We start from the raw sequence: 15,522 nt of genomic DNA on the forward strand, positions 1-15,522 counted from the left end.
TCTTGGTTGCAGAGGAGCAATGCCGCGCAATCATGCCCATCGCAGTCGTCTGTGAGGGGTAATAGCCGAAAACGACCTTTTGCAACGGGCTGTTAAGGGCGCCAGTCAGCGATCCACCACGGAACAAGCCGATGTATCCACCGCCGGACCCCCCGCCGCCGCCAGCATAAGAGGCCGGGCTCGATGTGGCTGCTCCACCGGCTACGCCGTATGCCGAGATGGTGTGTCCTGCGGTCAGGTTGACGTTTCCGCGACAGAGGATCATCAGGACGCCGCCAGTGCCGTCCCCCCCAGGCGCAGTAACAGTTCCAGCGCCCCCGCCAGGGCCTCCGGGGTTCCCAGCGCCTCCCCCGCCACAGTGCCCGCCGACCCCCGCGATACCCCCGCCGGGACCACCGTACTGGCTGGCAGACCGCTTCCCGGAGGTCGTATTGCCAGCCGCGCCGCCGGAGCCGCCGCCCCACACGCGCGCCTGTCCGGCGATGTCCGCCGGGTAGGGGTTGTTCGCGCCTTCTCCACCGCCGCCTGGGGCATTCACCCCAGCGCCTCCAGTCGTGCCCACTCCAGTGTATCCCTCACCGCCAGCACCACACCCGCTGGCAATAATGATCGGGGAGCCATTGTTCGGCCAGTTGATGTAGTCCGCATCAACGTCGCCCATCCCGGGCAGGCGCGCGACATAGAGGTTGGGGTCGAAGACGCAGTAGCCCGCGGCCCTGATCCAGGCCAGGAAGTCCGCGTAGGCCGTGTCCTTGCCCGAGAGCAGCAGCGGGACGTTGGGGATGAGGATGTTCTGGTTCACCCACGAGGCGTTGCCCGCCGCGCCGCGCGCCGTCATGGAGATTGACCCGGCCGCGCCCATGGTCAGGGAGTCGCAGAGCAGGAGCAACCCCCGGCAGCGGTTCGAGGCGGTGAGCGCCGCGTTGACCGTCAGGGCGTCGTAGCGGGCCACCTGGATGGGGCCGTCCAGGGCCGTGACGATCTGGCCCGCCTGGTCAAACGTGGCGTTCCCCCGGGACGTGTAGAGGGAAAACAGCGTGGCGATGTTCAGCGTGAGCAGTTGCGACCACCGCGCCTTGGCGGCCGACTGTTTGATTGCGTAGAGGCTCATGGCATCTCCTCACAGGCCGAAAGCGGTGAAGCCGGAAGCCCCGGCGAATCCGGCCCCGCCAGCGACGCCGTAGGTCCCGCCTCCGCCAGCGCCAGCGGCGGCGCGCACGGTTGGCGATCCGGTGAGCGTCCCGCCGTGGAGCAGCCGGGCGAGGCCGCCGCCCGCGCCGGAGCAGTCCACGCCGGACGTGGGGCCTCCGTCCGCATGGATCGTCAGGCCGGGGCCGACGGTGACGTTGCCGATGACGGCCACCACCACGAATCCGCCGGGGTTGCTCATGGCGAGCAGCGTCTCGGGGTTGTGGTAGGCCGTTCCGTAGTAGTCGTTTCCGTACCCGCCGCGACACCATCGCCCACGCTCTCCCCAGCCGATGCGGGATCCGCCCGCGCCACCCGGCCCTCCGGTCCCGGCATTCCCCACGTTAGCGTAGTTGTTCTGAGCCGCGCCGCACAGGGAGTTGCGCGAAAGGTACGGCCCGGGCGTGATGGTGCAGGTGACGAGCGGGGCCATTTCAAGCCAGAACTGCGGGTCGCCCACGAAGATGTTCTTCTGGCGGATCATGGCCAGGAGCCCGGCGAGCGGGAGGAACCGCGACGAGAGGACGAGGCTGGCCGGGATGGAGCAGTCCGCGTCGGCCGGGTCGAACGCGCGGTTGGCCCGGGTGTGGTCCATGTGGATCACGCTCGCGGCCCCGGTGACGGTCAGGCTGTCGCAGAGCAGGAACAGGCCGTTGCAGCGCTTGTCCGTGGTGATGGTGGCCCCGTTGAGCGTCAGGTCGCCGAAGCGCGCCACGGCCACGGGGCCGTTCTCGATGGCGGGGACCGCGAACGCGCCGGAGAGCGTCGTCTCCGGGCGCTTGTCGTAGAGCGCGGCGAGCTTCGCCAGCTTGTCGCCTGCGGAGGAGACGCCCAGGGAGGCGCTCCAGGATTGGACCGGCGCGCCTGCCGCGCCGGTCTTGAGGGAGTAGAGACTCACGGCGGCCTCCTAGAGCGGGGCCACTTCGGCCGTGATGTCGATGCGCTTGCCCGACGTGACGGCCACCTTGGCGCGCACGCGCAGGGCCTCGCCCGGGGACAGCGTGAGCGGCAGTCCGCTGTTCAGCGAGGCCAGCACGTCCACCCAGGCTGTGGCCCCGTCCGTGCCCGCCCCCGCCGGGGCCTGGACCTCGCCCAGCACGTAGTCCGTGCCCGACACCTGGCGGGCGAACTGGAGCGTGATGGCAGAGGCGTTGTCGCTGGCGGCGCGCAGGCGGCCCAGGAGGACGCCTTTGCCGCCGGAACCCGCCGCGATGGCGGTGTGGAGCGTGACGAACGCCGTGGCGTCGGCGTTGACGAGGGCTCGCGCCGCCGTGGCGGCGGGCAGGCCCGGGAAAGCGGGTGTGGTACCCATGGTGATCTCCTCCGGCTAAAAGCCGAAATAATAGTAGTTGTTGGCGAGGTAGAGGGCGTCGCCCGCCCCGGACGATCCGGCCGGGGCGTTGGCGGGGTCCTGCCCCACTTCGAGCGTCCCGCAGTCGGCCGCGAGGGCGAAGCCATCCACGGCGAGCACGGTGCGGTTCTGGGCCTGGTCGTAGGCGGCATCGAGCACATGGCCTCTGGCCCCGGCCGGGGCCTGGGGCCGGATGGCCCGACCGGTGGCCGCCAGGGCAAGGCAGTCCCCGGGCAGGGCCGCCAGGGAGGCCGAGAGCACGCTCGCGGGACCGGGCAGGGGCGTCCAGGCGTCCTCCACGCGGGAGAGGCCGAGGCTTGCCCTGTCCAGGTCGTGCCAGAGGCCGTCGCCGCCCAGGAAGCGGCCCTGGTCCCCGGCCTGGGGGGCGGGCACTGCCCCGGCGGCCCCGGCCTGCCCGGCCGTGGCCCCGGTCATGGCGTCCAGGGAGAGTCCCAGACGCTCCGCGCCGCCCGGGTCCAGCACGGCGGCGGCCAGGGGGGCCTGCGCCTCCAGGGCCAGGGAGAGCACCTTGGGGGCAGCGTCTGCGGGGCTCACGCGCACCCCGCCCGCAGCGGACAAGGCCTGTTCCAGCACCGCCTGGGCATTGGCGGACGCCGCCTGGGCCTGCACCAGGGAGGACTGGGCCGCCTCGCGGGATGCCTGGGCGTTGGCGGCATGGCTCCGGCAGCGCTCCAGGGCGCTGAACTGCCCGTGCTGGCCAGGCCCCTCCGGGGTGGAGACGGCCACCCTGGCCACCAGGGGCGCGCCACGCCGCAGCACCATGCGACGCACCTGGGCGCTCACCGCGTCACCTGCGGGGAGACGTTCACCTTGCCCTCCACGAGGCGCTGCACGCTGCCGTCCGGGGCGGTGACCTCGCAGTCCCAGACTCCGTAGGATTTCGTGAGCCCCCCGCTCTGGTGGGCGTCCAGGATCAGGCCCACCACGCCCGTGGACGGGTCGTCGAGCGCGGCCGCGAACACGGCGGCGGGCTCGGGGTCGTCGTGACGGCGCCGGATCTGGGCCTGGACGGTGTAGCCCGTGAGGTCCATGGGCTTGCCGGCGTCGTCCTGGCATTCGATGTCCAGGGCCAGGGTGGCCCCCTGGTCGATCTTGAGGTCGTAGCGATAAGCCATGGTTTACTCCTGGGGGGGCTGGGGCCAGGTCTTGTCCGCGCTCCAGTCCTGAGGGTGGTCGCGCAGGGCCTGGCGGTAGGCGGTCCAGGCGGCGCGGGTTTCGGGGGCCAGGGGCACGTCGGGCAGCTGGGTCCAGTCGCAGGCGGCGAGCTTCCGGTCGCGCTCTCGGCGCACCCGGGCCAGGCGCAGGGCCATGTCCTCGGTCCAGGCCTGGCCGTCCCAGACGTGGCAGTCCGAGGGCGGGGTCTGGTCCGTGAGGTCCTCGGGGAGCGGCCCGAGGCGGGTCCAGAGGCTCCGGGCGCGGGTGGACTTGTCGTAGACCGGGAGGCCCCGGCGGTCCTCCACCAGGGACCATGCCTGGCCGTCGAACACGGCGGCGTGGCCCGGAGGGGCCTCGGGGGGGGCGGCCTCGGTGGAGCGCGCGGGGCGCAGGTGGTTGGGACGCCCGTTCACGAAGGGACGCGCCGGGGACAGGGCCGGGGACACGGGGCCGGTGTAGAGCCCCGATTCGTCGTAGCGGTAGAGGATCACGGTCATCTCCATTTGATGGCCCAGAGCACGGCCACGTTGAAGGGCCGGGTCTCCCAGGGCGAGATCTGGGCGAGGTGCCAGCCGGAGCCCTGGCCGGCGGGGTAGAACATGCCGCCCTCGGCGGACGAGAGCAGCCCGGCGGTGGACTGCGCCGTGCCGCTGACGACCGTGGGGATTCCGAAGCCGCCGTTTTCCGTGCCCACGCCCCAGCCCGCGCCGCCTGTGAACAGCGGGTGGGCGTGGTCCAGGGTGGCGCTGTTCTGGGTGGAGCCCACGGCGTCGCCGCCGGAGCGCCGGGCCACGTCGGGGTCGTGACCCGCGCCGTTGTCGAAGCCGCGCAGGAAGCGGCCTCGCAGGTCGGGAAGTCGGAAGAAACCAGGGTCCGCCAGGCCGAAGGCGTCGCCGATGGCGGCGTGGAGCGCGGCGTAGTCGGCCAGGGGCAGTTGCGCGCCGTCGCATTCGAGCCAGTTGGCGTCCTCGGACAGGGACTCCATGCCGAAGGCGGCGATCATGCCCACGGGCAGGTCGGCCCCGGCGTCCGGGATCTGGGCGGCCTTGATGCGCCCGGCGGCGTCCAGGCGGGGCACGCCGCTGGGCTGGTCGTACTCGGACTGGCTGATCTTGAGGGCCGTGGCGGCCTGGACCTGGTTGAGGCCCGCGAAGGCCCCCGTGAGGTCGGCGTCCAGGTCCAGGACAGCCTGCTTGACGGAATCCCCCGAGGGGGACGCGTCGATGATGGTTGATCGCGTGAAGGCCATCGTCTCTCCTTGCCAGGGTCGGCGGGATTATCCCCAGGCGCGGAGAAAAAAATACCCACATAGCGCTATGTGGGTAAAAAGCTGAAAAATTGTGCGCGGCGGCTTGAAGGCGGTCGGATCAGGCCTCGGGGTCCAGGGTGAGGCGGCGGTAGCAGGCGGCCTGGAGGCAGGCCACGAAAACGGCCTGGGCGGGCAGGCCCACCAGGAGGGTCAGGAGTTCGAGCAGCCCCTGGGGGCCGTGCGGGAAGGCCATGCCCACCAGCCACCCCGCGAAGAGGCTCACGCCCACGGTGAAGCCCCCGGCGCAGAGATTGAGGCGCGCCAGGGCCAGGCCATGACCCCGGCCCATGGCCGTGGCCAGGGACCACGGCGCGCGCCGTCCCAGGGACACACCGGGCAGGTAGAGGAGCACGCGCCGGGCCATGAGCGCCTGTACGGCGAAGAACGGCAGCAACAACGAAACCACGGCCTCCAGGGAGGCCACGGGGCCGGACCGGGCAGGGGCCAGCCCCGGGGCCAGGTCCAAGGCCAGGTCAAGGGCCTGGCCCATGGCCCTGGCCAGAACCTGTCCTGCGACCCACGCCGGGACCGAGGCCAGCGTCAGAAGGACCATGGCCCACAGGCAGCTCCGCACGCGCCCCTCCGGGGCCGGAAGGCCTTCGCGGTCGGGCGGCAGGAGCATCAGGCGGTGCGCCCGCACCCAGAACCTCGCCAGCAGCCCCCCCATGATGGCCCAGATGAAGAGCGTGAGCGCCACGGCCCATGGTCCCGAGGCCCCGGCGAGCACTCCCAGCCCCATGAGCAGGAGCCCCACGGCGGGCATGGACGCGCTCCAGGCCAGCAGGGTCCAGCAATGCCCGGACGCCAGGGCCAGGGCCTCGCCCAGCACGCGGCCCGCGGGCAGACCTCGCCCGGACTCCAGGCCCTCGGGGAAGCGGGAGCCCACGGCGCGCTCAGTCCTCGTCGGATTCTTGAGGCTCGGGTTCGGGCCTGGGGCCGCCGGGGACCAGCAGGCCGTACATCCGGGACCCGGCCACGCACGAGACCACCAGCGTGAGCAGCCCCAGCAGGAAGCTGCCCGCCACGTACCACACGCTGCCCGAGAAGGCCTGCCAGCGCTCGCCCCCCAGGCCCGCGTGGGTGAGCGCGTTCAGGCACAGCTCCGGGGTCCAGACCAGGGCGGCCACGGCCAGAATGCGCCAGCGGGCCCGCCGGGCCCCCAGGGGGATGCCCTCGGCCGGAAAGAGCCTGCCCGGGCCGCCAAGGGCCACGTCCGGGAAGAGCAGCAGCAGCCGGGGGGCCAGCCAGGCGTAGACCAGCCCCATGGCCCCCAGCACGGCGGCCGCGAAGGCCAGGGGCATGGCCTGGCCAGGCTGGACGGCGTCCTTCTCCAGAAGGCCCATGCCCGAGCCCAGGATGGTGGTGACGGCCATCACGCAGCCCGCGAAGAGGAAGGTCATGCGCACGTAGGCCCAGAGATAGCGCAGGGAGCGCCCCGTGAGCAGCTCCTGGGCGTAGGGCGCGCCCGGGCGCTCGCCAAGCAGCCCCAGGCGGTACAGGCGCATTTCCAGGGGCACCCTGATCCACAAGAGCAGAAGCGCCAGGAGCATGAGCGGCCCGAAGGCCGGGGCGGAGGCGTCGCCGCCGGAGCGCACCTCGGCGTAGAGGTGAAAACCCAGGCCGAACACCAGGGGGGCCAGGGCCCACCGGGCGATCTCCCGGACATGCACCGCCGTGAAGGCCAGGGACTCGCCCACCACGCGCAGGGGCGAAAAACGCCAGGGAGCCTCGTCGCTCTCCCGCATCATCGGTCACTCCTTGGAAATACGTGCGCCCGGCCGCCGACGGGCGGGCCGTCGGGCAGGGACGCGGGGTGTTGTCCGGGGGCCGGGAACGCGCGGGGGCGTCCCCGGGCGTCAGGGCCGGTCCTGTCCATGGCCGGGGTCGGAGGAGCTTGCGGGAACGGGCTCCGGTCCGGATTCGGGGGCGGATTCGGGGGCGGATTCGGGACCGGAGGAGGCCGCGCCCCCGGAGCCGGACGCCGCGCCGCGCGGGTCCGGCAGGCCGGAAAGCATGCGCCAGGCCACGCCCGGCGCGGCCGTGGACGTGACGGAACTAAAGAACGTGAGCAGCACCTGGGCGGGCATGAACACCACGAAGCCCAGCACGGTCTTGTCGGCCCCGAAGGCGTTGGAGACCTGGGTGAGCGCCTCCCCCAGCACCGCGAAGAGGGCCGCCGGGAGGAACATGAGCCAGAAGAGCCTCCAGCGTGCGCCCGAGGCAAGATGGAAGACCTGGCCCAGCGACGGCCGCGGCGTCACCGAGGCCGCCGTGCAGATCAGGTTGAGCGGCGAGGTGAGCACCAGGAACGACAGGGCCAGGAGCGCGCTCACGGCCCCGCCCGCCAGGGCCGCCCTGTCGCCCCGGGACATGGACACCAGGAAGGGAGCGGCCGACAGGCCCAGGCCCGCCAGTTGGATGAGCGCCACCAGGAGCATGTAGCCCAGGAAGGACTTGACGCGGCCCGAGACCATCTGGGCCATGTAGCCCCCCTGCTCCACGCGCCCCCACACGGCCAGCTGGTTCACGCGCACGCCGTAGGGCGCCCAGGCCCAGCCCACGAAGAGCGCGGCGGGCACGGCGGCCAGCCACCACGCCCGGGAGCCCTCGGCCAGGAGCCCCTTGCCCAGCACCGCCGCCCCCACCGCCAGGGCGGCGGCCGCCGCCGTGAGCGCCAGGGGGACCAGGGCCCATTTCACGAGCTTGCCGAGATGCAGGCCGAACACGGCCATGGCCTGGAATACCGCGGAAAAGACGGGGAAGGTGGGCATGGGGGAGCCTGCGCGCTGGTGGTTTCGTTGGCAGGCATGGTGAACAAATTCGCGCCCCGCGTCAAACCGAATCGCCCGTCCTGCCTGGGGCGGGACGGGCGATGCAGGGCCGGGCGGCCCGGGGATCATCCTTTGGGGGGCGGTCCTCCGGGAGGTCCGGGCGGGGGCGGATCGCCCGGGAAGCCGGGGGGAGGGGGCGGAGGCCCGAACTCCGGGCCGGGACCGGGACCGAAGATGCGCTTGCGGAACTTGCGGGCCTTATCCAGGAAGCCGGTGAAGCGCTCGTTCTGTTCCTGGTCCAGGTGGGCGCGGATGCGTGTCGCGCCTTCCTCGAAGATATCCTCCTCGGCGCGCAGGCAGGGCTCGCGCACCTGGCGGGCCTTGGCAAGCACATCCTCCACAACGGGAAGGATGGCCTCGCGCTGGGCTGGGGAGAGCTTGAGGGCGCTGTCCAGGCGCTCCATGAAGAAGCCGCCCGGCCCCATCTTCTCCATGCGCAGCGACGGGGAGAAGCGGTATTTGATCACGAAGCCCGCGCCCACGCCCCCGGCCAGGGCGCCGGCCAGGAAGATGCCCGCGCCCGCCAGAATGAGCGTTTTCTTGTTGAGGACCGCCATCGCTAGAAGCCCGCCCAGGTTGCGCCCGAGATGAGCAGCGTCAGCTCCCCGGCGTATCCGGCCTGCCACAGCCACAGCCAGGCCAGGCCCAGCCCCGCCGAGGCCGCGCCGCCGCCCGCCATGAAGGGCAGGGCCACGCGGCGCACGAACCAGCCGTCCAGCGCCGCCTCGGCGCGCTCGCGCACGTGGGCCATCACGCGTCCGGCGAATCCCGGCGGCACGTCCACGGTCTGCCTGGATCGCACCACATGTCCGACCACGCGTTCCATCCGTTCGTTCATGGCCTCACTCCCCGTCCCAGCAGCGTCTCGCACTGCCGGGCCATCTTCTTTCTGGCGCGGTGCAGCCGCACCTTCACTTTCGATTCGCCCCAGCCCAGCATCTCGGCGATTTCGCCCACGCCGTATTCCTCGGCGTAGAAGAGTTCCACCGCGATGCGGTCCTCGGGGCCGAGCCCGTCCAGGAGGGTCTCCACAAGCTTCACGGCCTCGCGGCGTCCGGCCAGTTCCTCGAAGCGCTGGGCCGAGTCCTCGGCCATGAGCTCCTCGATCCAGGTGGACTGTTCCGGGTCGGAGAAGTCCACGCCCTTTTCCGAGCGCCTGGCGTGCTCGCGCCAGAAGTCGGCGGCGCGCCGCATGGCGATGGCCGAGAGCCAGGAGCGGAAGCGATCCGGCTCGCGCAGCTTGGCCAGGTTCTGGTAGGCGTCCAGGAGGGCCTCCTGGGCCGCCTCGGCCACCTCGGAGCGGGGCAGATGGCGCGACAACAGGCGGAACAGATGCTCCTGGTGCGTGCGCACCAGCACCTCGAACGCCTCCGTGTCACCGTCGAGGACGCGCCGCACGGCCTGCGCGTCCCCCATGAGGGCTTTCCCCACTTGAGCCTCCGCAGGGGTAGTCGCGGACGGGGACGTGGCGGTTACACGCCCCTCAGGATTCTTCGCCCCCCTGCCGGGGAGGGGCGCTCACGCCCCAGCGGGCGCGCATGTGCACGCGGCGCAGGGGCCGCACCAGGGAGAACACCTGGCGGCGCTTCTCGCGCAGGGCCTCGCGGGCGGCCTCGCGCTGGGCCTCCTCGCTGCCCCGGGGCTTGTACTTCACCTTCACGCCCTGGAAGGCCACGGTGATCTTGTTCTCCTGCAGGGCCTGATCGATGGCCGTGGCAAGGTCCGACTCCACGCGGAACTTGTCGCGGAAATCCTCGATCCAGACGTAGAGCTCGAAATCCAGGCCCATGCGCCCGAACTGTCGCAGGAACACCGAGGGCGCTGGCTCCTTGAGGGCCTTCTCGTGCTGGGCCGCCTCGGCCACGAGGATCTTGCGCACCTTCTTGATCTTGGTGCCCGGGGCCACGCTCACGGGGATGGTCAGGCGGATGCGCTTGTCCTGGTAGCTCCAGTTGATGATCTCGCCTTTGAGGAAGCTGGAGTTGGGGATGATCACCATGGAGTTGTCCATGGTGCGCACGGTGGTGTTGCGCACGCTCACGGCCGTGACCTCGCCCAGGAGCTTGCCGGTCTGCACGATGTCGCCCTTCTTGATGGACCCGCCGAAGAGGATGATCAGCCCCGAGACGAAGTTGTTGATGATGTCCTTGAGCCCGAAGCCCACGCCCACCGACAGGCCCGAGGCGATCCACGTAAGGCCCGAGAGCGGCAGGCCCAGCACGTGGAGGCAGGCCAGCAGGTAGGCGGTCCAGCAGACGTAGGAGGCCAGGATGCCCAGGGTGTGGGACAGGGCCTGGTCCATGGCCTTGCCCCCGAAGGACGCGCGCTCCAGGAAGGCCGAGAACCAGGCCAGCGCCAGACGCACGCCGAAGAACAGGAGCACCATGGACGCCGCCGCGTCCAGACTGAGCCGGGCCTTGCCCAGCTCCACCTCCAGGGCGAACACGTGGTCCACGAACCCGGGGCCGCCCATGAACAAGAGAATCCAGGCCAGGCAGGCCAGGGCCGTGAGGGTCATGGCCAGGGGGGTGACGAAGTGCACCCAGCTCCCCGGCTGTTCGTCCAGCAGGGCCTTCACCGAGAGGGCGCTGGCCTGGGCCAGGCGCGCCATGAACCACGCCTGGGCCGCCACCACCGCCAGGGGGCCCATGCCGCCCAGTGCGGCGAGCGCCAGCGCCCCCAGGCACCACGCCGCGAAATGCGCGCCCCGCCGCCAGCGCGCCCACGCCCCGAGACCGGACACGACGAACCACGCAGGCCCCACCACCTCGCCCGGCAGGGCCAGGGCCTGGAGCACGGCCCCGGCGCAGAACACCGCCAGCCAGAACGCCAGGAGGCCCTTCTCCAGTCGGTGGCGCGTGAGCGCCGCCGCGCCGCAGGCCACCAGGGTGGTCACCCCCAGGTAGACCCCGTGGTTGGCCGTGAAGGGCACGATCCTGGTGGTCACGGCCAGGGCCAGTCCCAGGGCCATGAGCGGCCAGCCCAGGAGCACGCGGGCCTCGCCCGCCACGCGCGCCCAGCGGGCCACGAGCCATCCCGCGCCCAGAAAGAGCGTCCACAGGGGCAGCGTGGCCCAGGCCAGGGCGTCCCAGCGCCCGCCCGCGCGCACGGGGCGCACGAAGCGGGGGTAGTCGTCCCGCCATTCCTCGGCCGCGTTGGCCAGCAGGATCAGGCCGTAGGCGTCCAGGGGCGGACGCACGGACTCGAAGAAGTGTTCCTTGAAGACGCGGATGTAGTCCTCGCGCAGGGCGTCGCGCGCGCTCTCGGCGCGCTCCCGCACGGACTCGAAGCGCTCCAGGGCGCGGTCCACCTGCTCCTTGAGGGCGTCGGCGTCGGACTTGATGGACTCCATGCGCCTGCCGGGTTCCTCCAGGGCGGACAGGGCGGCGTCGCTCTCGCCGTCCTTGCGGCCCTTGCGCCTGGCCTCGCGCAGGGTGGCGTTCTCGTCCTTGATCTTGTTCAGGTGTTCCTTGGCCAGGCGCAGGCCGCGCGAGTCCTCCTCCACGGCCATGAGCACGCTTTTGAACTGGGAGAGCAGGGCGCGGTAGGTCCAGGGAGTGTCGCCCACCACGCCTTCGAGGATCACGGTCTGGGTGAGGCGGTTGTCCAGGGTGGCCAGGTCCTGCCCGGCCTGGGAGAGCAGGGAGGGCAGCTCCAGGCGCACGGCGTCGATCTCCCCGGCGCGGCGGTCCAGGTCGCGGTCGATGCCTTCGAGCACTTCCGCCCAGGCTCTGGTGCCGGGCTGGGCGAAGGCCTGGGATGCCGCTAGGGCGAGAATGAGCGCGAGAGCGTACGGGAGGACTGGGCGCATGCGTTGCTCCTGGGGCGTTCCTTACCCCCGGGGGGGCTTTTCAAACCGTGGACCAGACCGGGCCGGGTTGTCAAAGCCTCTTGCGCGCGGGGGCGCGGCGGCGTAACCAGACCGCCCGGAGCACCCCATGTCGCACATCGACAGCCTCGACCTCCTGGAAGCCATCGACGCGGGCATCCTGGTGGTGGACGCGGCAAACCACGTGATCATCCACGCCAACCCCAAGGCCCTGGAGCTTCTGGGACGCGCCGAGAGCGAGATCGTGGGCCGCCACTGCCTGGGCCTGGAATGCCTCTGCGAGCCCGCCCACGACAGGCCACTGGACCTGGACAAGCCACTGCCCCCCCAGGAGCGCACCCTCCAGGGCGCGGGCGGCGTGCGCCTGCCGGTGCTCATCGCGGCCCAGCCCCTGGTGACGCCGGGCGCGCGGCTCTCCATCCTCACCTTCACGGACCTGACGCCCCTCAAGCTCATCGAGCGCAAGTACCAGTCGTTCTTCAAGAACGCCGTGGAGGGCGTCTTCCAGTCCACGCCCGACGGCCGCTTCATCGCCGTGAACCCGGCCCTGTGCGAAATCCTGGGCTACGACACGCCCGAACAGGTGATCGCCCAGCTCACCGACCTGCGCGCCCAGCTCTACGTGGACCCCGCCGACCGCGACCACCTCATGGCCGAACTGGAGGCCCAAGGCCGCATCACCGGCTTCGAGACGCGCTTCAAGCGCAAGGGCGGCGGCGTGCGCTGGATCAACACCAGCGCGCGCCAGGTGCGCGACGAGGCGGGCAACCTCCTCTACATCGAAGGCCTGAACATCGACATCACCCGGCGCAAGCTGGCCGAGGAAGCCTTGCGCACCATGGGCCTGGAGCTGCGCGCCTCCGAGGAGAAGTTCCGCCGCACCTTCGACCAGTCGCCCATCGGCGCGGCCATGCTCTCCCTGGACTGGGTGTTCCTGCGCGCCAACGAGGCCTTCTGCCGCATCACGGGCTATACCGAGGAAGAACTCCTGGGCAAGCCCATCATCATGTTCTCCCACCCAGACGACGTGGAGGCCGCCCAGCAGCGCTCGGCCCGGCTCAAAAGCGGCGAGATCGACTCCTACGAACTGGACAAGCGCTACATCCACAAGTCCGGCAAGGTGGTCTGGGTGCACCTCTCGGCTGGCTTGGTGAGCGACGCCGGGGGCAGGCCCCTCTACTACCTGCCCATGGTCCAGGACATCACCGAGCGCAAGCAGGCCGAGGAGACCCTGGCCCGCACCCAGGCCCGCATGAAGGCCCTGCTCACCAGCGCCCCGGCCGTGATCTACTCGCGCAAGCCCGCCGGAGAGCTGGAGCTCACCTACATCTCCGACAACATCGAGGACCTTACCGGCTTCCCCCCGGGGCGCTTCCTGGAGGAGCACGGCTTCTGGCTCTCGCGCATCAATCCCCTGGACGCCCCCGCCACCGAGGCCGAGCTTCGCCTCCAGCTGGCCCTGGGACAGGGCACCCGCGAATACCGCTTCACCAACGCCCAGGGGCTCACCCGCTGGATCCGCGACCAGTTCCGCCTCGTCCTGGACGACCTGGGACGCCCGGCCGAGATCGTGGGCTACCTCACCGACGTCACCGCCCGGCGGCTCATCAAGGAGGCCCTGGAATCCAGCGAGGCCCGCTACCGCGCCATCGTGGAGGACCAGACCGAACTCGTCTGCCGCTTCCGCCCCGACGGGGCCGTCACCTTCGCCAACGAGGCCATGGCCCGCTCTTTCGGCAAATCCAAGGAGGAGCTGTTGGGCTCGCAGTTCATGGCCTTCTGGCTCCCCGAGGAACGCGAGCGGCAGGAGCGGCACCTGCGCGCCCTCACCCAGGCCGCGCCCGTGGGCTCCATCCAGTGCCGCATGGCCTTGCCCGGGGCCGAGGAGCGCTGGCTGGCGCGAAACGACCACGCCCTCTTCGACCAGCAGGGCAGGCTCCTGGAATACCAGTCCGTGGGCCGCGACATCACCGAGTCCATCCTCTCCGAACGCGCCCTCAAGCGCGCCATGGACGAAAAGGAGCGCCTGCGCCTGAACCTGGAGGCCGTGTTCCGTTCCATCCCCGACGCCCTCATCGTGGTGGACACCGAGATGAACGTGCTCCAGACCAACCGCGCCCTCTCGGAACTCTGCTGCATCGGCGGCGAAACCTCCCACGGCAAGCACCTCCACCTGGTGGGCGGGCACTGCCGCCGCGCCTGCTTCGAAGTGCTCTCCACCACGCTCAAGACCCGCGAGGCCGTCATCGAGTACCGCGTGGAGTGCAAGGGCCACCGCCCGGGACAGACCGTGGTCATCAACTCCTCGCCGCTTCTGGACCCGGAGAACAACTTCGTGGGCGCGGTGCTCGTCATCCGCGACATCACCCGCCTGGCCGACCTGGAAAAGCGCCTCACCGACCTGCACGGCCACCGGGGGCTCATCGGCAAGTCCAAGGTGATGCGCTCCATCTACGCCGTGCTGGACCAGCTCTCCGAAGTGGAGTCCACGGTGCTCGTCACCGGGGAGTCCGGCACGGGCAAGGAACTGGTGGCCGAGGCCCTGCACTACGGCGGCCCCCGGGCCAAGGGGCCGCTCATCAAGGTGAACTGTTCGGCCCTTTCGGAGTCTCTGCTGGAGAGCGAGCTCTTCGGCCACGTGCGCGGGGCCTTCACGGGGGCCATCCGCGACAAGGTGGGCCGCTTCGAGGCCGCCGAGGACGGCACCATCTTCCTGGACGAGATCGGCGACATCTCCCCGCGCATCCAGCTGAACCTGCTGCGCGTGCTGGAACGCAAGGAGTACGAGCGCGTGGGCGACTCGCGCACCCGCAAGGCCAACGTGCGCGTGCTGGCCGCCACCAACGTGGACCTCCAGGAGAAGATCCGCCTGGGACTCTTCCGGGAAGACCTCTTCTACCGCCTCAAGGTGATGGTGATCCACCTGCCGCCCCTGCGCGAGCGCACCGAGGACATCCCCCTGCTCTGCGAACACTTCCTGGGTCTGTTCAGGGCCAGCTTCGGCAAGCACATCGCCCGCGTGGGCGACGAGGTGATGCGCCTGTTCATGACCTACCACTGGCCCGGCAACGTGCGCGAACTGCGCTACACTCTGGAACACGCCTGCATCCTCTGCCCCGGCGGCGACATCCTGCCCGAGCACCTGCCCCAGGAACTGGTGCGCGGCCAGCTGCCATCCGCGTCGGGCAATGGGACCCGCCCCGGGGGTGAAGGATACCACGCCGCGCGCTACCGCGCCGAAGCCCACGCCCAGCCCGACCCCCTCCGGGAAAGCCAGGCCCTCGCCCCCCCCCCACCGGACGCCGCCGACCAGCCCGCCAACGGGCGCACGTTCTACACGCGCCACGCCCTCGGACGGGATGACATCCTGGACGCCCTGGCCCGCACGGCGGGCAACCGCGCCAAGGCCGCGCGGCTTCTGGGCATCGACCGGCGCACCCTCTACCGCAACATGGAAAAGCACGGCATCGCCTGAGGCCGGGCCTCCCCCGTCGCGACGCCCGGCGCTCGCCGCACGGCCCGGCGCGCCCCGGCGGGGCCGCCTCCCCTTTTCCCGCTCCTGCCGGTCCTCCCGGCCCCTCTGACCCTCCGGGACCTGACCGCTCCCTTTCGTACCCGCCCGGAAACGCCCGGAATGACGGACTCCTTTTTTTCTTGTTGAGATTTTTGGTGAGAACGTCTAACAATGGCCTCAAGCAACGGGAAACCAGCCGTCCCCTGCATCCCTCCCCTGCGACGCCGGAAGCCAGCCCCGGCCGCGACGGCTCCCGCTCGGAAACAGGCGCGCGCGATGTTTTCAACAAAGCGTGCGGCCACATGGGCGTCAACCACGGCGCGG

The 15,522-nt window shown here is 71.0% G+C and carries 14 protein-coding genes and 1 pseudogene; 1 reads left to right on the forward strand and 14 read right to left on the reverse strand.

Features of this window, described 5'->3' with window-relative positions; genetic code table 11:
• From NNJEOMEG_RS20355 to NNJEOMEG_RS19520, 14 genes and pseudogenes are all read right to left on the reverse strand, one after another.
• Positions 1-1,111 (reverse strand): annotated as a pseudogene (locus NNJEOMEG_RS20355) (hypothetical protein); the annotation flags it as partial.
• Positions 1,112-1,120: 9 nt separating this feature from the next.
• Positions 1,121-2,086, reverse strand: coding sequence for a hypothetical protein (locus NNJEOMEG_RS19460; protein WP_173087141.1), 966 nt, complete (start codon positions 2,084-2,086; stop codon positions 1,121-1,123).
• A gap of 9 nt (positions 2,087-2,095) precedes the next feature.
• Positions 2,096-2,500 (reverse strand): hypothetical protein, encoded by a 405-nt coding sequence (locus NNJEOMEG_RS19465; RefSeq protein ID WP_173087142.1) that lies wholly within the window; start codon positions 2,498-2,500, stop codon positions 2,096-2,098.
• A 15-nt stretch (positions 2,501-2,515) separates the two neighbouring features.
• Positions 2,516-3,343, reverse strand: coding sequence for a hypothetical protein (locus tag NNJEOMEG_RS19470; protein ID WP_173087143.1), 828 nt, complete (start codon positions 3,341-3,343; stop codon positions 2,516-2,518).
• A complete protein-coding gene (locus tag NNJEOMEG_RS19475; RefSeq protein ID WP_173087144.1) occupies positions 3,340-3,675 on the reverse strand; it encodes a hypothetical protein in 336 nt (111 codons plus the stop codon). The genes NNJEOMEG_RS19470 and NNJEOMEG_RS19475 overlap by 4 nt, the downstream gene beginning before the upstream one ends.
• 3 nt (positions 3,676-3,678) lie before the next feature.
• Positions 3,679-4,206 (reverse strand): tail fiber assembly protein, encoded by a 528-nt coding sequence (locus NNJEOMEG_RS20830; RefSeq protein WP_173087145.1) that lies wholly within the window; start codon positions 4,204-4,206, stop codon positions 3,679-3,681.
• Positions 4,207-4,208: 2 nt separating this feature from the next.
• On the reverse strand, positions 4,209-4,964 hold the full coding sequence (locus tag NNJEOMEG_RS19485) for a phage tail protein (protein WP_173087146.1): 756 nt from the start codon (positions 4,962-4,964) through the stop codon (positions 4,209-4,211).
• Positions 4,965-5,082: 118 nt separating this feature from the next.
• Positions 5,083-5,910: a hypothetical protein gene (locus NNJEOMEG_RS19490; RefSeq protein WP_173087147.1), complete on the reverse strand. Its 828-nt coding sequence runs from the start codon at positions 5,908-5,910 to the stop codon at positions 5,083-5,085.
• Positions 5,911-5,917: 7 nt separating this feature from the next.
• On the reverse strand, positions 5,918-6,772 hold the full coding sequence (locus NNJEOMEG_RS19495) for a hypothetical protein (protein ID WP_173087148.1): 855 nt from the start codon (positions 6,770-6,772) through the stop codon (positions 5,918-5,920).
• A gap of 108 nt (positions 6,773-6,880) precedes the next feature.
• On the reverse strand, positions 6,881-7,795 hold the full coding sequence (locus NNJEOMEG_RS19500; protein WP_173087149.1) for a hypothetical protein: 915 nt from the start codon (positions 7,793-7,795) through the stop codon (positions 6,881-6,883).
• Between the two features lie 125 nt (positions 7,796-7,920).
• On the reverse strand, positions 7,921-8,412 hold the full coding sequence (locus NNJEOMEG_RS19505) for a hypothetical protein (RefSeq protein WP_173087150.1): 492 nt from the start codon (positions 8,410-8,412) through the stop codon (positions 7,921-7,923).
• A 2-nt stretch (positions 8,413-8,414) separates the two neighbouring features.
• Entirely contained in the window at positions 8,415-8,693 is a 279-nt protein-coding gene (locus NNJEOMEG_RS19510; RefSeq protein ID WP_173087151.1) for a hypothetical protein, read from the reverse strand.
• Positions 8,690-9,286, reverse strand: a complete 597-nt coding sequence (locus NNJEOMEG_RS19515) for an RNA polymerase sigma factor (RefSeq protein ID WP_173087152.1) — start codon at positions 9,284-9,286, stop codon at positions 8,690-8,692. Before NNJEOMEG_RS19515 ends, NNJEOMEG_RS19510 begins: the two co-directional genes overlap by 4 nt.
• 52 nt (positions 9,287-9,338) lie before the next feature.
• Positions 9,339-11,666, reverse strand: a complete 2,328-nt coding sequence (locus NNJEOMEG_RS19520) for a mechanosensitive ion channel domain-containing protein (protein ID WP_173087153.1) — start codon at positions 11,664-11,666, stop codon at positions 9,339-9,341.
• A gap of 127 nt (positions 11,667-11,793) precedes the next feature.
• Between NNJEOMEG_RS19520 and NNJEOMEG_RS19525 the strand changes: the two genes are divergently transcribed.
• On the forward strand, positions 11,794-15,159 hold the full coding sequence (locus tag NNJEOMEG_RS19525; protein WP_173087154.1) for a PAS domain S-box protein: 3,366 nt from the start codon (positions 11,794-11,796) through the stop codon (positions 15,157-15,159).
• The last annotated feature ends 363 nt before the right edge of the window (positions 15,160-15,522 follow it).

Source organism: Fundidesulfovibrio magnetotacticus, assembly GCF_013019105.1.
Taxonomy (GTDB): Bacteria; Desulfobacterota; Desulfovibrionia; order Desulfovibrionales; family Desulfovibrionaceae; genus Fundidesulfovibrio; species Fundidesulfovibrio magnetotacticus.